Source organism: Pseudomonas sp. Y5-11 (genome assembly GCF_022368695.1).
In the GTDB taxonomy this organism is placed as follows: Bacteria; Pseudomonadota; Gammaproteobacteria; order Pseudomonadales; family Pseudomonadaceae; genus Aquipseudomonas; species Aquipseudomonas parakoreensis.
This window is the reverse complement of record NZ_CP058974.1, coordinates 4,570,478-4,590,471: the sequence shown is the minus strand read 5'-3', so window position 1 is coordinate 4,590,471 and position 19,994 is coordinate 4,570,478. Positions and strand designations below refer to the sequence as shown.

Annotated in this window: 20 protein-coding genes; 9 read left to right on the top strand and 11 right to left on the bottom strand. The window is 62.1% G+C overall.

Translation table 11 applies throughout. The features are described 5' to 3' along the window. Nucleotides 1-37: 37 nt before the first annotated feature. A complete protein-coding gene (mqo, locus tag HXW87_RS20135) occupies nucleotides 38-1,681 on the top strand; it encodes a malate dehydrogenase (quinone) (protein WP_041073501.1) in 1,644 nt (547 codons plus the stop codon). 152 nt (nucleotides 1,682-1,833) lie between these two features. On the opposite strand, the gene HXW87_RS20130 is transcribed toward mqo, so the two are convergent. Then, nucleotides 1,834-2,265: a nuclear transport factor 2 family protein gene (locus tag HXW87_RS20130; protein WP_239777590.1), complete on the bottom strand. Its 432-nt coding sequence runs from the start codon at nucleotides 2,263-2,265 to the stop codon at nucleotides 1,834-1,836. Between the two features lie 517 nt (nucleotides 2,266-2,782). On the opposite strand from HXW87_RS20130, the gene HXW87_RS20125 reads away from it, so the two are divergent. Next, entirely contained in the window at nucleotides 2,783-3,994 is a 1,212-nt protein-coding gene (locus HXW87_RS20125) for a helix-turn-helix domain-containing protein (protein WP_239777589.1), read from the top strand. Nucleotides 3,995-4,025: 31 nt separating this feature from the next. Further along, nucleotides 4,026-4,658, top strand: a complete 633-nt coding sequence (locus HXW87_RS20120; RefSeq protein ID WP_047293469.1) for a PQQ-binding-like beta-propeller repeat protein — start codon at nucleotides 4,026-4,028, stop codon at nucleotides 4,656-4,658. Nucleotides 4,659-4,788: 130 nt separating this feature from the next. Here HXW87_RS20120 and HXW87_RS20115 read toward each other — a convergent pair whose 3' ends face one another. Further along, nucleotides 4,789-5,655: a CAP domain-containing protein gene (locus HXW87_RS20115; protein WP_041073492.1), complete on the bottom strand. Its 867-nt coding sequence runs from the start codon at nucleotides 5,653-5,655 to the stop codon at nucleotides 4,789-4,791. Between the two features lie 251 nt (nucleotides 5,656-5,906). Beyond that, on the bottom strand, nucleotides 5,907-6,680 hold the full coding sequence (locus HXW87_RS20110; protein WP_239777588.1) for an alpha/beta fold hydrolase: 774 nt from the start codon (nucleotides 6,678-6,680) through the stop codon (nucleotides 5,907-5,909). Nucleotides 6,681-6,792: 112 nt separating this feature from the next. Between HXW87_RS20110 and HXW87_RS20105 the strand changes: the two genes are divergently transcribed. Continuing rightward, complete coding sequence (locus HXW87_RS20105) at nucleotides 6,793-7,752, top strand: aldo/keto reductase (protein WP_239777587.1); 960 nt, start codon at nucleotides 6,793-6,795, stop codon at nucleotides 7,750-7,752. Here the strand turns inward: HXW87_RS20105 and HXW87_RS20100 are convergent. Next, nucleotides 7,709-8,650, bottom strand: a complete 942-nt coding sequence (locus HXW87_RS20100) for a LysR family transcriptional regulator (protein WP_239777586.1) — start codon at nucleotides 8,648-8,650, stop codon at nucleotides 7,709-7,711. The genes HXW87_RS20105 and HXW87_RS20100 overlap by 44 nt on opposite strands. A gap of 198 nt (nucleotides 8,651-8,848) precedes the next feature. Here HXW87_RS20100 and HXW87_RS20095 point away from each other — a divergent pair, with 198 nt between their 5' ends. Beyond that, nucleotides 8,849-9,265, top strand: coding sequence for a cupin domain-containing protein (locus HXW87_RS20095; RefSeq protein ID WP_239777585.1), 417 nt, complete (start codon nucleotides 8,849-8,851; stop codon nucleotides 9,263-9,265). A 92-nt stretch (nucleotides 9,266-9,357) separates the two neighbouring features. Here HXW87_RS20095 and paoC read toward each other — a convergent pair whose 3' ends face one another. The 4 genes from paoC to HXW87_RS20075 form a co-directional block, all read right to left on the bottom strand. Next, complete coding sequence (paoC, locus tag HXW87_RS20090; protein ID WP_239777584.1) at nucleotides 9,358-11,553, bottom strand: aldehyde oxidoreductase molybdenum-binding subunit PaoC; 2,196 nt, start codon at nucleotides 11,551-11,553, stop codon at nucleotides 9,358-9,360. Next, nucleotides 11,550-12,506 (bottom strand): xanthine dehydrogenase family protein subunit M, encoded by a 957-nt coding sequence (locus HXW87_RS20085; protein ID WP_239777583.1) that lies wholly within the window; start codon nucleotides 12,504-12,506, stop codon nucleotides 11,550-11,552. The genes paoC and HXW87_RS20085 overlap by 4 nt, the downstream gene beginning before the upstream one ends. Further along, the gene (gene paoA / locus HXW87_RS20080) at nucleotides 12,503-13,126 is read right to left on the bottom strand and encodes an aldehyde dehydrogenase iron-sulfur subunit PaoA (RefSeq protein ID WP_239777582.1); all 624 of its coding nucleotides are present in this window, start codon (nucleotides 13,124-13,126) and stop codon (nucleotides 12,503-12,505) included. The genes HXW87_RS20085 and paoA overlap by 4 nt, the downstream gene beginning before the upstream one ends. Nucleotides 13,127-13,402: 276 nt before the next feature. Next, the gene (locus HXW87_RS20075; RefSeq protein ID WP_239779178.1) at nucleotides 13,403-15,157 is read right to left on the bottom strand and encodes an L-lactate permease; all 1,755 of its coding nucleotides are present in this window, start codon (nucleotides 15,155-15,157) and stop codon (nucleotides 13,403-13,405) included. A gap of 244 nt (nucleotides 15,158-15,401) precedes the next feature. Here HXW87_RS20075 and HXW87_RS20070 point away from each other — a divergent pair, with 244 nt between their 5' ends. Beyond that, nucleotides 15,402-15,608 carry a hypothetical protein gene (locus HXW87_RS20070; RefSeq protein ID WP_041073476.1) on the top strand — a complete coding sequence of 69 codons (207 nt, stop codon included), beginning with the start codon at nucleotides 15,402-15,404 and terminating at the stop codon, nucleotides 15,606-15,608. A 45-nt stretch (nucleotides 15,609-15,653) separates the two neighbouring features. Here the strand turns inward: HXW87_RS20070 and HXW87_RS20065 are convergent, their stop codons facing one another. Beyond that, nucleotides 15,654-15,926: a hypothetical protein gene (locus HXW87_RS20065; protein ID WP_121186100.1), complete on the bottom strand. Its 273-nt coding sequence runs from the start codon at nucleotides 15,924-15,926 to the stop codon at nucleotides 15,654-15,656. A gap of 372 nt (nucleotides 15,927-16,298) precedes the next feature. On the opposite strand from HXW87_RS20065, the gene HXW87_RS20060 reads away from it, so the two are divergent. Together HXW87_RS20060 and HXW87_RS20055 are read left to right on the top strand one after the other, a co-directional pair. Further along, complete coding sequence (locus HXW87_RS20060) at nucleotides 16,299-17,378, top strand: hypothetical protein (protein ID WP_047293486.1); 1,080 nt, start codon at nucleotides 16,299-16,301, stop codon at nucleotides 17,376-17,378. A 2-nt stretch (nucleotides 17,379-17,380) separates the two neighbouring features. Next, nucleotides 17,381-17,734: a DUF1428 domain-containing protein gene (locus HXW87_RS20055; protein ID WP_239777581.1), complete on the top strand. Its 354-nt coding sequence runs from the start codon at nucleotides 17,381-17,383 to the stop codon at nucleotides 17,732-17,734. A gap of 107 nt (nucleotides 17,735-17,841) precedes the next feature. On the opposite strand, the gene HXW87_RS20050 is transcribed toward HXW87_RS20055, so the two are convergent. Beyond that, nucleotides 17,842-18,036 (bottom strand): hypothetical protein, encoded by a 195-nt coding sequence (locus HXW87_RS20050; RefSeq protein ID WP_095136579.1) that lies wholly within the window; start codon nucleotides 18,034-18,036, stop codon nucleotides 17,842-17,844. A 105-nt stretch (nucleotides 18,037-18,141) separates the two neighbouring features. Here HXW87_RS20050 and thpR point away from each other — a divergent pair, with 105 nt between their 5' ends. Then, entirely contained in the window at nucleotides 18,142-18,681 is a 540-nt protein-coding gene (gene thpR / locus HXW87_RS20045; protein ID WP_239777580.1) for an RNA 2',3'-cyclic phosphodiesterase, read from the top strand. 160 nt (nucleotides 18,682-18,841) lie between these two features. Here the strand turns inward: thpR and HXW87_RS20040 are convergent, their stop codons facing one another. Next, on the bottom strand, nucleotides 18,842-19,939 hold the full coding sequence (locus HXW87_RS20040; RefSeq protein ID WP_239777579.1) for a polyamine ABC transporter substrate-binding protein: 1,098 nt from the start codon (nucleotides 19,937-19,939) through the stop codon (nucleotides 18,842-18,844). Nucleotides 19,940-19,994: the final 55 nt, after the last annotated feature.

Sequence of the window (19,994 nt, the reverse complement as noted above, 5' to 3'; positions counted from 1 at the left end):
ACGACGGGCGGAAGGCGTTTTATCATAGGTGCAACAGATGTTTAAGAAAGTGAACACAGCCTTGCTCGGGCTGGCTTTGGCGATGGGGATGTCGTCCGCCAATGCTGCAGAAGCAAAGAAAGTCGACGTTCTGTTGATCGGCGGCGGCATCATGAGCACCACCCTGGGTGTGTGGATCAATGAGCTGGAGCCAAGCTGGTCGATGGAAATGGTCGAGCGCCTCGATGGCGTCGCCCTGGAAAGCTCCAACGGCTGGAACAACGCCGGTACTGGTCATTCGGCGCTCGCCGAGCTGAACTACACCCCGGAAGATGACAAAGGCAACGTGACGATCCCGAAAGCCGTCGAGATCAACGAAGCGTTCCAGGTCTCCCGTCAGTTCTGGGCCTGGCAGGTTCAGCAAGGCGTTCTGAAGAACCCTCGCTCGTTCATCAACACCACGCCGCACATGAGCTTCGTGTGGGGTGACGACAACATCAAGTTCCTGAAAAAGCGCTACGAAGCCCTGCAGGCGAGCCCGCTGTTCGCCGGCATGCAGTACTCCGAAGACCCGGCTGTGATCAAGAAGTGGGTCCCGCTGATGATGGAAGGGCGTGACCCGAACCAGAAAATCGCGGCCACCTGGAGCCCGCTGGGTACCGACATGAACTTCGGCGAAATCACCCGCCAGTTCGCCGGTTACCTGCAGACCAAGCCTAACTTCGACCTGAAGCTGTCGAGTGAAGTCGAAGACATCACCAAGAACGCCGATGGCACCTGGCGCGTCAGCTACAAAAACCTGAAAGACGGCACCAAAACCGAAACCGATGCCAAGTTCGTGTTCATCGGCGCCGGTGGCGGCGCTCTGCACCTGCTGCAGAAGTCGGGCATTCCTGAAGCCAAGGAATATGCTGGCTTCCCGGTAGGCGGCTCGTTCCTGGTGACCGATAACCCGGCCATCGCCGAGCAGCACCTGGCCAAGGCCTACGGTAAAGCTTCGGTTGGCGCACCGCCGATGTCGGTTCCGCACCTGGACACCCGTGTACTGGACGGCAAGCGCGTCATCCTGTTTGGCCCATTCGCGACCTTCAGCACCAAGTTCCTCAAAGAAGGCTCGTACCTGGACCTGCTGACCAGCACCACCACCCACAACATCTGGCCAATGACCAAGGTCGGCATCAAGGAATACCCGCTGGTCGAGTACCTGGCCGGTCAACTGATGCTGTCGGATGAAGACCGTCTGAACGCGCTGAAGGAATACTTCCCGAACGCCAAAGCCGAAGACTGGCGCCTGTGGCAAGCCGGCCAACGCGTGCAGATCATCAAGCGTGATGAAGCCGCTGGCGGCGTGCTGAAACTGGGCACCGAAATCGTTGCTGCACAAGACGGCTCCATCGCCGGTCTGCTGGGCGCATCGCCAGGCGCGTCGACTGCTGCACCGATCATGCTGAGCGTGCTGCAGAAAGTCTTCAAAGACAAAGTCGCTACCCCTGAGTGGCAAGCCAAGCTGCACCAGATCGTTCCAAGCTACGGCACCCAGCTGAACAACGATCCGGCCAAAGTGGCACAAGAGTGGGCGTACACCGCCAAGATCCTCGAACTGCCAACGCCTCCGGTGATCGGTCAGGCTGCTCCGGCTGCACCAGCAGCTGAGAAAGCTGAGGCACCGAAGGAAAATGCTGCACGTGACATGGCGCTGTAACCACACGCCAGATGCACAAAAGCCCACTGCACCGGTAACGGTCAGTGGGCTTTTTTTTGCCAAAAAACCGCTGTAGGAGTTGCCGCAGGCTGCGATCTTCTGATCTTGATTTGAACAGATCAAGATCAGAAGATCGCAGCCTGCGGCAGCTCCTACACAGGTTTCGCTTTCGCCAGGTAGGCGCCCAACCGCCGTCCCATTTCCTCGCCGAGGGCCTGCAACCCACTCAACGGCCGCACCATCACCTCGAACTCGATAATTTTCCCGCGCTCATCGAAGCGAATCATGTCGATCCCCTTCAACTCTTTCGTCCCCACCTTGGCACTGAACTCCAGCACCACATTCAAACCATCGGCAGTCGCCAGTTCACGGTGGTATTTGAAATCTTCAAACACGTTGAACACGGTGTTGAGGATCATCGTCACCACAGGCGCGCCGGGGTAGGGCGAGTGGGCCATGGGCGAGCGGAACAGCGCATTCGGATCAAGCAGCTCGGGCAAGGCCGTGAGGTTGCCGGTGCGGATCATCTCGTGCCAGCGCTTCAAGGATTCGGCGGCGTTGGGGTGCAGGTTCAGTTCGGACATTGACCACTCCTGGAATTGTTGTTGTTTTTCGCGCGACGGCAATCACTCTAGTTCAAAGCGGCGTGCCCTCGAATCTTTGTGTGCCGGTCTGAATATCACGCCATGTCCGGAACAGATCAGTTTGGTATCTGATCCGTATTTTTCTGTTGGATCTGCCTCTGTAACCGGCTCAGTCAGGCGCTCAAAATAGCCCGGCAATCCGGTCACCCGCGGCTGCCCTTCATCCCGAAGCGCCCGGTGCACCGCAAGCTCAACATTAAGGAGAGCAGCATGAACAAGATGGCGATTTTCCTCGGTGGTTTTCTGACGTTGACCATTCTGATCGGAATGCTTGCGACGATTTCTCCGGTCTGACCCCGGCAGCACTCCACCAGACTCCAGCGCCCTTTCTTATCGAAGGGCGCGGCTGTTTCTACTGCGTTGTCATTTCTCGCATCACACCGTACTGGTGTCCGTCCGCTAACTGGACTAAACCGGGATATCCAGTCCCGGAAATGTTCACTGTGCCTGATCTGTCATGGACTCGTTGATCAACGCTGCCGGCCGTGCGCTCGCAGTGGGTGATCCGCTGGCCGCGTTGAAGCTCGTCGCCCTGCGTGAAGACCCGCCTGCGCTGGCGCTGCGGGGCATCGCCATGGCTCAGCTCGGTGATGTGTCCCGAGCCAAGGCGCTGCTGCAGCGGGCGGTCAAGGCGTTCGGCGCCAACGAGCCGTTGTCCCGAGCGCGCTGCGTCGTGGCCGAGGCCGAAGTGGCGCTGGCGACGCGGGATCTGGGCTGGCCGGTTAAAGCGCTGGAGGCGGCGCGGCAGCTCTTGCTCGATCACGGCGATCAACTGAACGCTGCGCATGCCCGCTATTTGCAAATCCGCCGGCTGTTGCTGATCGGCCAGCTCGATGAGGCACAGGCGTTGCTCGCCGCACTTGATCCCACCGCGTTGCCCCCGCCGTTGCGGGCCGCTCATGGATTGATGACGGCCGGTATTGCGCTGCGTCAGGTGCAGGCGCACAACGCGCGGGCGGCGCTCGAGCTTGCGCAACGGGCGGCGCAGCAAGCGGCTATTCCCGCGCTGATCGCAGAGACCGAACAGGCCTTGCAAATGCTCGATGCACCTGCGGCGCAACTGATTGTGTCTGGCCGGTCTCAGACCGTGACGCTCGCGCAGGTTGAAGCGTTGTTCGCCTCGCCGGCGCTGGTGGTCGATGCGTGTCGCTACAGCGTGCGCGGCGCGGGGATGACCGTGGCCCTGGCGACGCGGCCGGTGCTGTTCGGTCTGCTGCGAATGCTGGCTCAGGCGTGGCCGGAAGATGTGTCGAGAGAGGCGCTGATCGCTCAGGCGTTTCGCTTGAAACTAAGCGACGAATCCAATCGCGCACGCCTGCGGGTGGAGATCGGCCGTTTGCGTTCGGCGTTGCAGCCCCTGGCGCGGATCATCGCGACGGCGCGCGGTTTTGCCCTGGTCGCCGAGGATGTGGCGTTGCTCACCTTGCCGGTCGAGGATAAATACGCCGCGCTGCTGGCCTTGCTCGCCGATGGCGAAGCCTGGTCGAGTTCGGCGCTGGCGTTGGCGTTGGGCTGCAGTCAGCGGCAAGTGCAGCGTTCACTGGAAGCACTGGCGCAGGCGGATAAAGTGCAAGGGTTCGGCGTGGGTCGTGCGCGGCGCTGGACCACGCCGCTGGTGCCGGGTTTCGCGACGATCTTGTTACTCCCGGTGTCGTTAGGCAATGGCTAGGCTGGACACTCCTACCAACGAGGAAGGCAGCATGAAACAGGCAAACGCAGAAATCCTTCGTGAGTACGGCCCATTCGACGGCGTCGAACGTGTCCACGGCGTGACCTTCGACGGCCAGCACGTGTGGTTCGCCAGTGACGGCCAGCTCAATGCGCTGGACCCGGCCAGCGGCGAAACCGTGCGCACGCTCAAGGTCGGTGCCGACGCTGGCACCGCGTTCGACGGCCAGTACCTGTTCCAGATCGCCGACAGCCGTATCCAGAAAATCGACCCGACCACCGGCCGTGTGCTGAACACCGTCCCGGCGCCGGGCGGCGGCAACGATTCGGGGATGGCCTGGGCCGAAGGCTCGCTGTGGATCGGCCAGTATCGCGAGCGCAAGATCTATCAGGTCGATCCGGAGACTGGCGCGGTCTTGCGCACGCTGGCGTCAGACCGCTTTGTCACCGGGGTCACCTGGGTCGACGGCGCGTTATGGCATGGCACCTGGGAGGGCGATGAAAGTGAACTGCGCCGGGTCGATCCGCAGGATGGCGAGGTCCTGGAGCGTTTGAAGATGCCTGCGGGGACAGGCGTTTCCGGGCTGGAAGCGGATGACGGCGAGCGCTTTTACTGCGGTGGCGGGGGGAGTGGGCGGCTGCGGGCGGTGCGGCGGCCCAAGTGATGGAGGGTGCCTGTTCTGGCCCTTCGCGAGCAGGCTCGCTCCCACATGGGTTCAGCCTCAACCGGGCAAAATGTGGGAGCGAGCCTGCTCGCGAAGGGGCCAGTAGCTTCACTGAAAATCTCTCAGCGAATCAAGGCGCACCAAACACCATCGTCCAGTAAACCCCTTCATCACTGCGCGCCTCGCTGGCAAAACCCGCGCCGACCTGGGTGAACATCGGGTTCATCAGGTTGGCACAATGCCCGGGGCTGGCCAGCCATCCGGCCATCGCCTTGCCCGGTGAACTCTGGCCGGCGGCGATGTTTTCGCCGATCTGCCGGCCCCGATAACCTGCCGCCCGGGCGCGATCGGCCGGCATGTCGCCGTCCGGATCACGGTGGGCGAAATAGTTGCCGTAGGCCATGGCCTTGCTATGCCCTTGCGCGGCGGCTCCCAGCGCCGGGTTCCAGCTGAGCGGGCGAGCGGCGGCGAAGCGCTGGCGTCCACACATCCGTGGGCGTGCACGGGCGGCGTTGACCTCGGCGAGCAAGGCTTTGCCGACGCTGCGGTTGTCGCCGACGCGACTGTCGAGCACCGGTTGCGCCAGCACCACTTGCCATTCACCGCGGGCGCGGCTGACGCCGATGTCGGCGTACTGGGCGTCGAGCAGGGCGGTGCAGTGGCTGTCTTGCAGCTGTTCGAAGGCTTCCTCGGCATCCCCGGCACCGACGATGCGGATGCTGCGCACCGCCACCGCCGAATATCCCGAAGACTTCAATCTTTCGCGCAAGCCACCGCCGTAGCCATAGCCGATCGGCAACGCCAGATTCGACTTCAGCGACAGTGGCGCCAGGCGCTGGGCAGGGCGACGTTCGCAGCGTTGCGGATGGGCGCGGTAATCGTTGATGGCGGCCACCAGCTGCCGTTCTTCGCTGGCGTGGGCGGTCTCGGTGAACAGTGGGGCAAGGATCAGCAGGCACAGCGAAACGAAGCGTGATGAGCGAACGACATGGCGCATGGGACGGCAGACTCAGGGGAAAGGACAGTGCTGAAGTGGGCAGCCGCGGAATGCGGCGCCACTAGGACTGGGCTTTTTGCACTTGGTTCATGCTGGCAAACTGGCTTTTTTGCTGGGTGTGAAGGGGAGGGTGATCCTGGATTTTGTGTTGCCCGCACTGGCCCCTTCGCGAGCAGGCTCGCTCCCACAGAGCCAGGTGGGAGCGAGCCTGCTCGCGAAGGAGCCAGTTCAGCCGACGCAATAATCGGCTATCAGCGATCAAGCACTGCCTGCATCCACTGCAGATACTGCGCCCGCTCGGCAATCGAGTTGTGCCCCGAATCCGGCACTACTCGCAGCGTCGCCACACCTTTGGGGAAATGCCCCAGCAGCCGCTGCGTGCTGTCCCGTGGAATCACCTCATCATCGCTGGCTGCCAGCAGCAGGGTCGGCACTTGAATGTGCGCGGCATAGCGACCCGACTCGAAGCGATCCTTCAGCAGCCATTTCACCGGAAACCACGGGTATTGGCGCACGGCGAGTTCTTCGAGGCTGTTGTACGGCGTCACCAGAATCAATGTCTGCGCCGGGCGCTGACTCGCCAGCCGCACCGCCACTCCGGAACCCAGGCTGCGTCCGACCACGGCAATCTGCGGATGGCTGGCGTAGACCCGGTCAAACAGCGCCAGCGCATCTTCGGCAATCGCTTCCTCCGAGGGGGAACCGCCGCTGCCGCCAAAGCCCCGGTAGTTCAGCAGATACAGCGCGTAATCGGGAAACGCTGCGCTGAATGAAGGCAGGTTGTGCGACACGTCCTCGGCATTCCCGCCGAAGTAGATCAGCGCTTTCGGACCCGCCTGTTCACGAACGGTTATCCAGACATCGGCATCCGGCATCGCCAGTTTCAGCCGTGAATCTGCCGTGGTCACGGCACTGCCAGGCTGGGGGAAATAGATCAGCGAACGCTGAAACACGAACAAGGCCCCGCACAGCAAAACGTAGAGGGCGATGAGCAAAGCGACGACTGACATCAGGATTCTGGACATTCGGCTAACTTTAACGGGACGCGGGTGTTCGCTGTCGCAGTGTAGTCCAGCGCCGTGGAGGGACAGCTGTCGCACACAACGTGCAACAGATTCACGCAGCAGGGGAACCAGCATGAGCCACACTGAGGGTTGCTCCCGTCGCCGATTGCTCACGCTGGCTGCCGGGGTTTCGGCGGTGCTGAGCTTTGACCGGGCGTTGGCCACTGCCGCCACGCCGAGTGCCACTTCGCCGAACCAGGCAGGAGACCAGACCATGCAGACCCGCGCCATCCCTTCCAGCGCCGAACGACTGCCCGTGGTGGGCCTGGGCACTTATCGCGGCTTCGACGTTGCGCCCGGCGAGACCGCCTATAAACAACTGCCGGCAGTGCTCGACGAGCTGTTCAGAAAGGGCGGCACGCTGATCGACAGCTCACCGATGTATGGCCGCGCCGAGCAGACCACTGGCGAACTGCTGGCGATCCATGAACCGCGTTCGCCGGCCTTTCTCGCCACCAAGGTCTGGACGCGGGGGCGCGAGGAAGGTATCGCGCAGATGGAGCAATCCTTCCGTCTGTTGCGCACCGAACGCATCGACCTGATGCAGATCCACAACCTGCTGGACTGGCAAAGTCATCTGCCGACTCTGCGCGAGTGGAAAACCGAGGGGCGCATCCGCTACATCGGCATCACCCATTACACGCCCTCGGCTTACGATGAAATTGAAGCTTTACTCAAGGCTGAACAGCTCGACTTTTTGCAGATCAACTACGCCCTCGACGACCGTGGCGTGGAAAAACGCATTCTGCCGCTGTGCCGCGAGCGCGCAGTGGCAGTGATCTGCAATCGACCTTTTGGTGGCGGTGGCCTGCTCGCGCGGCTCAAGGGCAGGCCGCTGCCGGCGTGGGTGTCGGACGTGCAGGTCAACAGTTGGCCGCAACTGGCGCTGAAGTTTTTGCTGTCGCACCCGGCGGTGACCTGCGTGATTCCCGGCACCGGCAATCCGCGCTACATGACCGACAACGCCGGCGCCGGGTTCGGGCCGATGCTCACCGATGCGCAGCGGCATCAGTTGATTGCGCTGCTGGGATAGGTGCCTGCCCGCGATAACGCAATGCCTCGACCAACAACGCAAACGCCGGCGCCGCCTGCCGTCGACTCGGGTAATACAGGTGATAACCGGCAAATGTCGGGCACCAGTCGGCCAGCACTTGCAGCAGACGCCCGTCGGCCAGATAGGGCGCGACGATGTTTTCCGGAATGTAGCTCAGGCCAAAACCGTCGAGTGCAGCGTCGAGCAGCGGATACACGCCATTGAGGGTGACTTGCCCGGAAACCCGCACCTTGAGGCTTTCGCCGTCCTTCTCGAACTCCCAGGTGTACAGCCCGCCGTTGGTGGGCAGGCGCAGGTTGTTACAGGCATGGGCGGTCAGGTCTCGTGGTGTTTGTGGCTGTTCACGCTTGGCGAAGTAAGCGGGGGCGCCAACCACTGCCATGCGCATGTCCGGGCCGATGCGGGTGGCAATCATGCCTTGCGCGACATCTTCGCCCAGCCGCACGCCGGCGTCGAAGCCTTGCCCGGCGATGTCAACGAAACCGTAGTCGCAGATCACCTCGACGGCGATGTCCGGGTATTGGGGCATGAATTCCTTGAGCACCGGACGCAACAGCCAATTCAGCGAATGGTCGGTGGCACTGATGCGGATCCGGCCTGCGGGCGTCTCGCGCAGGTTGCTCAGGGCCGCCAGTTCCTGCTCGATCTCTTCGAAGCGCGGGCCGATGGTCTGCAGCAGATGTTCGCCAGCCTCGGTGGGCGAGACGCTGCGGGTGGTGCGCGTCAGCAAGCGCAGGCCAAGGCGCGCTTCGAGGGCGCGAATGGTATGGCTGAGCGCCGATTGTGAAACGCCCAGTCTGGCTGCGGCTTTGGTGAAGCTGCGCTCGCGGGCCACGGCGAGGAAGGCGAGCAGGTCACTGGCGTTTTCTCGAAGCATTGATGAGTGTCCTGCATAAGTTTTTTCGAATTCTAGTCGATTATCTGAAGAGTACGGCTCGCTAAAGTGACGCAAGTTCCCTGTAGGAGCTGCCGCAGGCTGCGATCTTTTGATGTTGTTTTTGAAAATCAAAGATCAAAAGATCGCAGCCGGCGGCAGCTCCTACAGGGAGATCTCTTTCAGATTTGGAGTCTTGTGATGAATGCACATATCTCAGGCGTTACCGTCACCCCCAACGGCTCGCAACCGTCAGCCAAAGGCCCGACGGACTGGTTCACCGGCACCGTGCGCGTTGACGCACCGTTCAAAGGCAGCGAGGCGGCGCGCGTCAGCGGCGCTACGGTGACTTTCGAGCCGGGCGCACGCACCGCGTGGCATACCCATCCGTTGGGTCAGACGCTGATCGTCACCGCCGGTTCAGGTTTTGTGCAGGAGTGGGGGCAACCGGTTCGCGAGATCCGCCCCGGCGATACCGTATGGATCGCGCCACAGGTGAAGCACTGGCATGGCGCCACGCCGACCACGGCGATGACGCACATTGCGATTGCCGAGGTGCTGGACGGTGATGTGGTGGAGTGGATGGAACAGGTGAGCGCGGCGCAGTACCCGAACTGACCTGTGTAGGAGCTGCCGCAGGCTGCGATCTTTTGACTTTAGCCTCTCAAGCAAAAGCAAAAGATCGCAGCCTGCGGCAGCTCCTACAGGGGTCAGATCATCTCTGGCAAGGAAGAGAGGATCTTGTCGAGGGTGATCGGGTACTCACGCACCCGCGCCCCGGTGGCGTTGTAGATCGCATTCGCCACCGCCGCACTCACGCCGCAAATCCCCAGTTCACCCACACCCTTGGCTTTCATCGGCGATGAAACCGGATCGGTTTCGTCGAGGAAAATCACTTCCTGATGCGGGATGTCAGCATGCACCGGCACCTCGTATCCAGCCAGGTCGTGATTGACGAAAAAGCCCAGCCGCTTGTCCACCGCCAGCTCTTCCATCAGTGCCGCGCCGACGCCCATGGTCATCGCCCCGATCACTTGGCTGCGCGCGGCTTTCGGGTTGAGAATCCGTCCCGCCGCGCATACCGCGAGCATACGCCGCACGCGGACTTCGCCGGTCGCTGCATCCACTGCCACTTCGACGAAATGCGCACCGAAAGTCGACTGCTGATACTGCTTGGCGAGGTCGCCGAATTCGATGCTGTCCTCGGCCTCGACCACGCCATCTTTTGCCGCATCACGCAGCGGCAGAGTCTTGCCGCCGGCACGCACCTGACCGTCGGCGAACTCGACGTCACTACCGCTCATGCCCAGCTTCGTCGCCACCGCTTCACGCAGTTTCATGCACGCGGCATACACCCCGGCAGTCGAGCAGTTACCGCCGAACTGGCCGCCGGAACCGGACGACACCGGGAAATTCGAATCGCCCAGATGCACCGTCACATCCGCCAGAGGCACGCCCATCATCTCGGCGGCGGTCTGGGCGATGATGGTGTAGCTGCCGGTACCGATGTCGGTCATGTCGGTTTCCACCGTGACCTTGCCATCGCGCTCTAGCCGCACCCGGGCGCCGGATTTCAGCAGCAGGTTGTTGCGAAACGCCGCAGCGACGCCCATGCCGATCAGCCAGCGGCCTTCGCGACGGCTACCGGGTGTGGCGTTGCGCTGGTTCCAGCCGAATTTCTCGGCGCCGGTCTGCAGGCATTCGATCAGACGCCGCTGGGAGAACGGACGCTCGGTTTTCACCGGATCGACCTGCGTGTCATTGAGGATGCGGAACTGCACCGGGTCGAGCTTGAGCTGCTCGGCCATTTCGTCCATGGCGATTTCCAGCGCCATCAGCCCCGGCGCCTCACCCGGTGCGCGCATGGAATTGCCTTCGGGCAGATCCAGCGGCGCCCGGCGCATGGTCACCCGGCGGTTTTCCCCGGCATAAAGCAACTGGCTCGGTTGAGCGGCGACTTCGACCTTGCCGTCCTTGAGGTTGCCCGACCAGCCTTCGTGGGCGATGGCGCTGAGCTTGCCGTCCGCCGTCGCGCCCATCCGAATACGCTGAATCGTGGCCGGGCGGTGGGTGGTGTTGTTGGCCATTTGCGGGCGGGCGAGGGCGACTTTCACCGGGCGGTTGGCCAGGCGCGCACCGAGGGCGGCGAGGATCGCGTCGGCACGAATGAACAGTTTGCCGCCGAAGCCGCCGCCAATGTACGGCGAGATCAGGCGCACGTTTTCCTTGGTCAGGCCAAGGGTCGTGGCGACGTCGCCGACGCTCCAGGCAATCATCTGATTGGAGGTCCACAAGGTCAGGTGATCACCTTTCCATGCGGCCAATGTGGCGTGCGGCTCCATCATTGCGTGGGATTGATCGGGAGTGGTGTAGGTCTGGTCGAACTGCACCGGCGCGGCGGCGAAGGCCGCGTCGAAATCGCCGTGGGTGACGTCGGGCAACTCGTCGTCTTCGACACCCTGGTCGCGCACGTTGGCCAGTTCAAACTCGCCTTTGGCCGTGACGTAATCGACCTTGACCAATTGCGCTGCGGCGCGGGCCTGCTCGAAGGTCTCGGCGACCACCAGCGCCACGGCCTGGTGATAGTGCTGCACCTCGGGCCCGGCGAGCAGCGGCGCCGAATTGTATTGGCCTTTACCGAGCTTGCCGGCATTGGCGGCGGTAACGATGGCCAGCACGCCCGGTGCGGCTTGGGCCGCGTCAAGATCAATGTGGCTGATGCGGCCCTTGGCGATGGCCGAACCGACCATGAAACCGTAAGCCTGATTCGCCACGGCCTGATGCTGCTCGTAAGCATACGGCGCCTGGCCGCTGGTTTTCAGCGGGCCTTCGATGCGGTCGGTGGGCTTGCCGACGACTTTCAGTTGGTCGATCGGGTTGGTGGTGGCGGGCGTGTCGAATTTCATGCCTGATCCCTCGCTTGCGCCAACACCGAGCCCAGCGTGCGCTCGACCAGCGTCAGTTTGAATTGGTTGTCGTGGGTTGGCGTGGCGCCGTCAAGCAGACGTTCGCTGACGGCTTTAGCGCCTTGGGGCAGCAACGCGTCAGCGGCGTCGACCCGCCACGGTTTCGGCGCGATACCACCGACTGCCACACGGCCGCTGCCGTCCTTGTGCAAGATCAGACCGACCGATACCAGGGCAAAGGCGTAAGACGAGCGATCGCGCACCTTGTGATAAATGTGTGTGCCGCCGACTGGGGCCGGCAGGGTTACCGACGTGATGAACTCGCCGGGCGTGAGGCTGGTTTCGATGTTCGGCGTGTTGCCGGGGAGCTGATGGAAATCGGCGATGGCGATGCTGCGGGTGCTGCCGTCCGGTTTCACCGTTTCAACCTGTGCATCGAGGGCGCGCATGGCAATTGCCATGTCGCTGGGGTGGGTGGCGATACAGGCGTCGCTGACGCCAATCAATCCCAACTGCCGACTGACCCCGCCAATCGCCGCGCAGCCGCTGCCGGGCTGGCGTTTGTTGCAGGCCTGATTGACGTCATAGAAGTACGGGCAGCGGGTGCGTTGCAGCAGGTTGCCGGCAGTACTCGCCATGTTGCGCAACTGACCGGAAGCGCCGGCGAGCAAAGCGCGGGAGAGCAGCGCGTAGTCCTTGCGCACGCGGCTGTCGGCGGCCAGATCGGTGTTGCGCACCAGCGCGCCGATGCGCAATCCGCCTTCAGGTGTGGCTTCGATCTGATCGAGGCCCAAGTGGTTGACGTCGATCAGGTACAGCGGGGTTTCGATGTCGAGTTTCATCAGGTCCAGCAGGTTGGTGCCGCCGGCGATGAACTTCGCGCCTTCAATCTGCGCCGCCAGCGTTGCGGCTGCGGCGGGGGAGTCGGCGCGGCTGTAATTGAACGCTCTCATGCTGGCACCTGCGCAACTTCAGTGATGGCTTCGATGATGTTGGAGTAGGCGCCGCAGCGGCAGATGTTGCCGCTCATGCGTTCCTGGAATTCGCTGGCGATCAGTTGCGGGGCTTCGGTCAGACTGGGGCTGACGTGGCTGGGAATGCCCTCGCGAATTTCCTTGAGCACCGCCACCGCCGAACAGATCTGCCCCGGCGTGCAATAGCCGCACTGGTAGCCGTCGTGCTTGATGAACGCGGCCTGCATCGGGTGCAGATGGTCGGGCATGCCGAGGCCTTCGATGGTGGTGATCTCGCTGCCTTCGTGCATCACCGCCAGGGTCAGGCAGGCATTGATTCGACGGCCGTCGGCGATCACCGTGCAGGCGCCGCACTGGCCGTGGTCGCAGCCTTTCTTGCTGCCGGTCAGGTGCAGGTGTTCGCGCAGGGCATCGAGCAGGGTGGTGCGGTTATCGACCTCAAGGGCTTGGGGTGTACCGTTGACGTTGATTGTCAGGTTGGCCATGGCGGGTTGCTCCAGACTGGCCGCGTAGGCCTTGAGGCTGATGAAAGGGGGCATTGCAAACGCGGTGGCGGTCACCGCGCCGAGGATCAGGAATCTTCGTCGGGAAATCGTCATGCTTCGATTCCTCTCTGGCTTAATCAGGACGGCAGGGATTAAAGGGCCCAAACGGGCGCGCCGGCATGTTTACCGGTCTCGTTCTTGGAATGACCTGCGCGGAGGGGAAAAGGTTTTTGCGGATTTGCGCTATAGAGTTATGCGCAGGATTCATTAATGAGCTGGGCGACGCTGACCTTGTGGGAGCGGGCTTGCCTGCGATGGGGTCGTGTCAGTCAGCATTGCTTGAATGACACACCGCCATCGCGGGCAAGCCCGCTCCCACAGGTATTGTGTTCAATGCCCGCCGACCACCATGTGCGTGAACGGCGCCACATACGCCTGCAACGTCACCAGCCCGCCGACCAGCACCGCCAGCACAATCGAGTGGAAGAACACGTAGCGCAGAATCTCGCCCTCATGCCCATACCAGCGGGTCGCGGTGGAGGCGACCACGATCGATTGCGCATCGACCATCTTGCCCATCACCCCGCCGGAACTGTTGGCCGCCGCCATCAGCACCGGGCTGATGCCCAGCTGTTCCGAGGTCACTCGTTGCAGTCCGCCGAACAGCACGTTCGAAGCCGTGTCCGAGCCAGTCAACGCGACGCCGAGCCAGCCGAGCAGGGTGCCGAACATCGGGTAGAACACTCCGGTCGCGGCAAACGCCAGACCCATGGTGGCGTCCAGTCCGGAATACCGCGTGAGGAACCCCAGCGCCAGCATCGCGGCAATGGTGATCAGCGAAAAGCGCACCACCCACAACGTGCGCAAGTATTGCTTGATCAGTTGCGGGACCGAATAGCCCATCAATAAACCGCCGACAATCGCTGCCAGCAGAATGCCGCTGCCGGTGGCGGTGAACCAGGTGAACTTGTAGATCGCTTCCTCGGCTTTCGGCGCCGGCACCACCGGCGGGACTTTCTGCACTTGCAGGTGCAGGGTGGTGAAGGTCAGCGCCGGGGAGAAAATCGGGTTGGCCTCATTGAGCGGTTTGCCTTGAGGATCGAGTTTGACCGCGTGCGTTACCGGGTCCAGCGCCGGGCGCACATCGAAGATGTTCTTGAAGCCCTGGGTGCCCCAGGCAAACACGAACACGGTGAGAATGATCCACGGCATCCACGCGCGCATTACGGCCGGGCGTGCCTGATCACTGAAGGCGGCGCTGGCGGTGACTTTTTCTTCCTCGACCCGGGAGTTGTCGACCCGCCCCGACAGGGCAGCCGAGGTGTACACCGTCGCCGGTTTCCAGACTCGCAGAAACAGGGTCAGACAGGCCATGGAAATCAGCGCGGCGATCACGTCCACCAGCATCGGCCCGTGGAAGTTCGAGACGAGGAATTGCGGCACCGCGAAGCTGACCCCGGCCACCAGAATCGCCGGCCAGATCTCCAGCATCTTGCGCCACCCGGCAAACGCCCAGATCAACCAGAACGGCACCAGCACCGAGAAAAACGGCAGCTGCCGACCGACCATCATCGACAGTTCCATCTCATCCAGTCCGGTGACCTTGGCCAGGGTGATGATCGGCGTGCCGAGTGCGCCGAACGCCACCGGTGCGGTGTTGGCAATCAACGCCAGACCCGACGCCGCCAGCGGCGAAAAACCGAGGCCGATCAGAATCGCTCCGGTTACCGCGACCGGCGTACCGAACCCGGCGGCGCCTTCGAAAAATGCACCGAAGCAGAACGCGATCAGCAGCAACTGCAAACGCCGGTCATCGGTGATACGTGCGAGGGAATCCTGCAGCACTTTGAACGAGCCGTTCTCGGTGGTCAGGCGGTGCAGAAAAATGATGTTGAGCACGATCCAGCCGATCGGCAGCAAACCATTGGCCGCGCCGAACAACGCCGCCGAACCGGCCATGCTCGCCGGCATGCCGAAGGCGAAGATCGAAATCAACAATGCCGAAGCCAGGGCGAGCAGGGCGGCCAGGTGCGCCTTGACGTGAAAAAACGCCAGCGCCGCGAGCATCACCACCACCGGCACCGCGGCCATGAGCGTGGAGATCAGCGGGTTGCCGAACGGGTCGTAGATTTGCTGCCAGACCATGATCCACCTCTGCTTGTTGTTATCGAGGCGCAGATCCATTGCGGGGGAGTCGGTAAGCAGCAGTATAGGTGGCATTTCGCCGCCGCCCGGATGCAACAAATCGGCCGATCAACGGTCGTGCCCGGGCAGTGAATCAAAGTCCTTTTGTCCGGTCGTATCAGCGGCTGCGCGCACTGCGTCCTGTGAAGGCGTGGGCAGTGGCAGCCGTTCCGTCGTCAAGACCTTGGTTTTAGGGAAGTGTTGAATGAAGCGCGCTACAACGATGCTGCTGACCGTAACTGCCGCCGTATTGCTGGCGGGCTGTGTGGCGGACTTTGATGATGACCACCGCCACGGGCGGCATTACGATCGCGATCATGGCCGTTACTACGACCATGACCGGCGTTGGGATGACCGCGACGATGGTCGTCGTGACGGGCGTCGTTACTATCGTGACCGCGACGATGACTGAGTAGAAATGAAAAGGGCGTTCCCGCAACGGGAACGCCCTCGGCGATTAAAAATGAGCGCTCGCCCGGACGCTGGAATGCGCAGGCACGGTGGCCTCGAGATCCAGCAAATGGGTGGCGAGTATGTCGCTCAGAAAGCGGAACTGATCGTTGATGCCGACCACTTCATTGCTGAAGTGATTGCTCGCAGCGGGCATCAGCACATCGTCGAAATCTTCGTTGAACAGCAGCGCTTGCGTCTTGCGCGAGACGACCTGCTGGTCGTAATAGTTGCTGCCGAACGCCGGGAAGCTCACGGAGAGGGTGATGGTGCGAATCATGATGGGTACTCCTCGTTGCGTCTCGGATGGGTGAATCGTGCCTTGGCCGGGCGGCGGGCGGAAGGCAATCGTGGCGATGGTGAATATCGACGGCGTTGATGGTTAATAGGTGTGGTGGATCGACTGGCCTCATCGCTGGCAAGCCAGCTCCCACAGGTTTTCGGCTGTTCATTGGATTGATGGCCACTGAAGTTTTCCATGGAGCTTACAAGCCAGCTCCCACAGGTTTTTCGGGTGCTCAATGGATTGATGTTCACAGAAGGGCTCTGTGGGAGCTGGCTTGCCAGCGATGGCGTCGGTACAGCCAACATCCTCGGAAACTGACACACCTATACTCAATGCTGTCTCCCTCCATTCAAGGACTCCACCACCGTGAACCTGCGTGCGCTGAGCCTCGCCGCACTGTGTCTGCTGGCTGGCTGCGCCACCTCGGCCCGCGCTCCGGTGGCGCCGCGAGCGGTGGTGGTGTCCCCGGCGACCTGGCAGCAGATCGACCGCGACATCGTCAGCGCCTCGCAGCAATCCACCGAGCAAGTCAAAGTATTTGCCCGGGGTTCGATGGAACATTGGCGCACTCGCGTCTATCAGCAAACTGAAGAAAATTTCATTCCGTGGTTCAGCAGCTACTGGACTCAGGAATGGCTGTCGATGAAGGTCAGTTGGTACACCATCAGTGCTGGCGGCGAGCAGGATGCGTCGGCCAAGCGTCTGGCGAGCTATCTGCTTGAGCAATATCAGGAAAGAGTGCTGGCGCCGGTGGCGGTGGAGATCGATCCGGACGCGATCCTCGGTCAGGCCACGGCGTTCTACGCGCAACTGATGGCCCAGCAGATGCCGCTCATCGCCCAGCGCTATGGCATGCCGGTGGCCCAACTCAACGGGCGTCTGCAGAAGGTCCCGGCCATCGCCCTCGGTCCGCCGCCGGCGCGGGATGCGTCGCTGTATCAGATCATCAGCACCGAGCCGCTGAACACCTTGCCGGCGTATGCCGCGCTGATCGACAAGATCCACACTGAGGGCGGCAGCAAGGGCATTGCCTCGACCGACGCCGGCATGGCCCCTGTGGCCAAACGCGCCAGTCAACGGATGGAAGCGGAAATGGCGCCGCGCGGAGCGGCCAGTGCGGTGGCGGCTGCGGCGGGCAAGTTGGTTGGCGGGGTGATCTCGATTGGGGTGGCGGGCATCCGCGCGATCATCCAGGCCAACGACCGACCCGACAGCGAAGCGCTGATTCGCAGCAGCCTGGGCAGTACCTTCGACAAGGCCTGGGCGAAACTGCTGCAAAACCCGACCACCGGGGTCATGGCTGGAACGCTGCATATCGCCGGGCAGGTCGAGGGCAACCTTGGCGGGGGCGAACAACCGTCGGTCGGGCAGGGGCTGAATCGTGTCGAATGGCGACCTCCCGAATCGACCAATCAGCAGATAGAACCCAACGTGCAAGGAGAGTGATCATGGCTTACATCGATATTTTTGTAGCACCCGTGCCGAATGCCAACCGCGAGCAGTACAAAAAACACTGTGCGATCGCCGCGAAACTGTTCAAGGAGTACGGAGCGAAGGAGGTGGTTCAGGGCTGGGGCGATGACGTGCCGGAAGGCAAAGTCACGTCATTCCCGATGGCGGTAAAACTCAAGGACGGCGAGACCGTTTCGGCCGGCTGGTTGATCTGGCCCGACAAGGCCACCCGCGATGCCGGCATGGCAAAGATGATGGAAGACCCGCGCATGCAACCGGACGTCAATCCGATGGGGTTTGATGGGCAGCGGATGATCTTTGGTGGTTTCAAGGACATTCTTGAATCCTGAAATCCAGCGCAGGAGTGAGCCTGCTCGCGAAGAGGCCGGCACAGCCAATAGCTTCATGGCTGACCCACCGCTTTCGCGAGCAGGCTCGCTCCCCCATGGGGTGGTGGTCACTCTGCAGAGGGAGTAATGCGGCAGCTTTTGCGGTGGCGGATTTCTTCCTCCGTCGGTCGTTCGCGGACGAATTCGAAACGCGGTTCACCTTCGCTGTAATGCACCAGCCAGCCCCATTCCAGCTCGGTTTCATCCTGCCCTGGGCTGGGTGGTCGGGCCCACCAGGGCTCTTTGCTGAGGATCTCGCGCATGGCGACCTCCAGTTCGATGGCCATCCTTGAACTATAGCCGGCTGTCGCGAGTCGTCAGAGAAGGCTGTGTAGAATCGGCCGATCGACCAGCGAAGGAGCAGGGCCATGACCGATGATGCGCGCAGGGATGAACCGTTCAAGCGACTGTTTTTCGCCCTCGACTGCCCACCAGCATTACGCAAGGCCATCGCTCAGTGGCGCGCCGATCTGCGCTTGAGAACCGGCAAAGCGGTGCCGGCGGATAACTTTCACCTGACGCTGCTGTTCCTCGGCGCGGTGCCGCTGGCGCAGATCCATGAAGTCTGCGAGGCCGCCGGCAAGGTACGAACGCCGGGTGAGCCATTGAAGCTTGCGCTGGATCGCCTGCAGGTCTGGCATCGCGCGGGGATCCTGTCTCTGGCGCCGGAACAGGCGCCGCCAGCATTGTTGCGTCTGGTGTATGCGTTGGAACAGGCGATACTGCCATTCGGTTTCGAAGACTCGCCGCGCGAGTTTCGCCCGCACTTGACCCTGGCCCGGGACTACCGCGCAGCGGAACCGGAAGCCGCCACGCCGCCGGAGTTCTTCCTGCGTGCCGAGCGCTTTGCCTTGTTCGAATCGCACAAGGGCCGCTATCGGATCCTGCAGGATTGGCCGCTGAATTGAGCGCAGAAAAAAAGGCGCCCGAGGGCGCCTGAAATTCACCTGAGCCGAGGGAGCCAGGTGAGGCCGTTCATTGCAGGGTGCAGCGGTGGTAAGGCGCTGCGTGAACGGAAAAGCTACGCCACATCCCTGTGTAGGAGCTGCCGCAGGGGGGCGGTGTCAGTTATTTACCGAGCTTCACCCGCGTCCAGCCGCGGGTCATGATCCGCTGGGTGGCAATCGGCTGATCCGGCACCGCGTACAACGTCGCCATCACCGCTTGCGACGGGTACGAACCCGGGTCATTGCGGATCGCTTCGTCCACCAGTGGCGTCGCCGCCGAGTTGGCGTTGCTGTAGCCGTTGCTGTTGGTGATTTCGGCGATAATGTCCGGGCGCATCAGGAAGTTCATGAACAGGTAGGCGTTATCGACATTCGCCGCATCGCGCGGGATCGCGACCATGTCGTAGAAACTGCCGGCGCCTTCCTTCGGAATGCTGTAGTCGATCTGCACCTTGTTGCCGGCTTCAACCGCGCGGGCCTTGGCCTGCAGCACGTCTCCGGAGTAACCGACCGCCACGCAGATGTTGCCGTTGGCCAGGTCCGAGATGTACTTCGAGGAATGGAAGTACGCCACGTACGGGCGGATCTTCATGAACAGCGCTTCGGCTTCTAGGATGTGCGCCTTGTCCTTGTCGTTCACCGGGTAGCCCAGGTAGTGCAGGGCGGCCGGGATCATTTCGGTCGGCGAGTCGAGGAAGCTGATACCGCAGGCTTTCAGCTTCTCGGCGTTTTCCGGCTTGAACAGCAGGTCCCAGGAGTTGGTCGGGGCGTTGGCGCCGAGCACTTCCTTGACCTTGTCGGGGCTATAGCCGATGCCGATCGAGCCCCACATGTACGGGAACGCGTGAGCGTTGCCCGGATCACTGGCGGAGGCGTTTTTCAGCAGCACCGGGTTGAGATTCTTCCAGTTCGACAGCTTCGATTTGTCGAGCGGCTGATAGACCCCGGCCTTGATCTGCTTGGCCAGAAAGCTGTTGGACGGCACGACGATGTCATAGCCGGATTTGCCCGCCAGCAAACGCGCCTCAAGGGTTTCGTTGCTGTCGAACACGTCGTAGGTCACCTGGATACCGGTCTCGTCTTCGAACTTCTTGACGGTGTCCGGCGCGATGTAATCGGACCAGTTGTAAACACGCAGCACCTTGTCGTTGGCCTGGACGCCCGTGGCGATTGCGCCCATTAAGGACAGTGTCAGCAGAGTCCTGCCAAACATTTTCATCGGTGAAACTCCATTCTTCTTATTCAAAAACACAAACCGGGTGTACGTAAAACCT

Bases quoted from the DNA above. Each gene is read 5' to 3' on its own strand.
- mqo (WP_041073501.1), top strand. From the start codon at position 38: ATGTTTAAGAAAGTGAACACAGCCTTGCTCGGGCTGGCTTTGGCGATG.
- HXW87_RS20130 (WP_239777590.1), bottom strand. From the start codon at position 2,265: ATGTCCGAACTGAACCTGCACCCCAACGCCGCCGAATCCTTGAAGCGC.
- HXW87_RS20125 (WP_239777589.1), top strand. From the start codon at position 2,783: ATGGACTCGTTGATCAACGCTGCCGGCCGTGCGCTCGCAGTGGGTGAT.
- HXW87_RS20120 (WP_047293469.1), top strand. From the start codon at position 4,026: ATGAAACAGGCAAACGCAGAAATCCTTCGTGAGTACGGCCCATTCGAC.
- HXW87_RS20115 (WP_041073492.1), bottom strand. From the start codon at position 5,655: ATGCGCCATGTCGTTCGCTCATCACGCTTCGTTTCGCTGTGCCTGCTG.
- HXW87_RS20110 (WP_239777588.1), bottom strand. From the start codon at position 6,680: ATGTCCAGAATCCTGATGTCAGTCGTCGCTTTGCTCATCGCCCTCTAC.
- HXW87_RS20105 (WP_239777587.1), top strand. From the start codon at position 6,793: ATGAGCCACACTGAGGGTTGCTCCCGTCGCCGATTGCTCACGCTGGCT.
- HXW87_RS20100 (WP_239777586.1), bottom strand. From the start codon at position 8,650: ATGCTTCGAGAAAACGCCAGTGACCTGCTCGCCTTCCTCGCCGTGGCC.
- HXW87_RS20095 (WP_239777585.1), top strand. From the start codon at position 8,849: ATGAATGCACATATCTCAGGCGTTACCGTCACCCCCAACGGCTCGCAA.
- paoC (WP_239777584.1), bottom strand. From the start codon at position 11,553: ATGAAATTCGACACGCCCGCCACCACCAACCCGATCGACCAACTGAAA.
- HXW87_RS20085 (WP_239777583.1), bottom strand. From the start codon at position 12,506: ATGAGAGCGTTCAATTACAGCCGCGCCGACTCCCCCGCCGCAGCCGCA.
- paoA (WP_239777582.1), bottom strand. From the start codon at position 13,126: ATGACGATTTCCCGACGAAGATTCCTGATCCTCGGCGCGGTGACCGCC.
- HXW87_RS20075 (WP_239779178.1), bottom strand. From the start codon at position 15,157: ATGGTCTGGCAGCAAATCTACGACCCGTTCGGCAACCCGCTGATCTCC.
- HXW87_RS20070 (WP_041073476.1), top strand. From the start codon at position 15,402: ATGAAGCGCGCTACAACGATGCTGCTGACCGTAACTGCCGCCGTATTG.
- HXW87_RS20065 (WP_121186100.1), bottom strand. From the start codon at position 15,926: ATGATTCGCACCATCACCCTCTCCGTGAGCTTCCCGGCGTTCGGCAGC.
- HXW87_RS20055 (WP_239777581.1), top strand. From the start codon at position 17,381: ATGGCTTACATCGATATTTTTGTAGCACCCGTGCCGAATGCCAACCGC.
- HXW87_RS20050 (WP_095136579.1), bottom strand. From the start codon at position 18,036: ATGCGCGAGATCCTCAGCAAAGAGCCCTGGTGGGCCCGACCACCCAGC.
- thpR (WP_239777580.1), top strand. From the start codon at position 18,142: ATGACCGATGATGCGCGCAGGGATGAACCGTTCAAGCGACTGTTTTTC.
- HXW87_RS20040 (WP_239777579.1), bottom strand. From the start codon at position 19,939: ATGAAAATGTTTGGCAGGACTCTGCTGACACTGTCCTTAATGGGCGCA.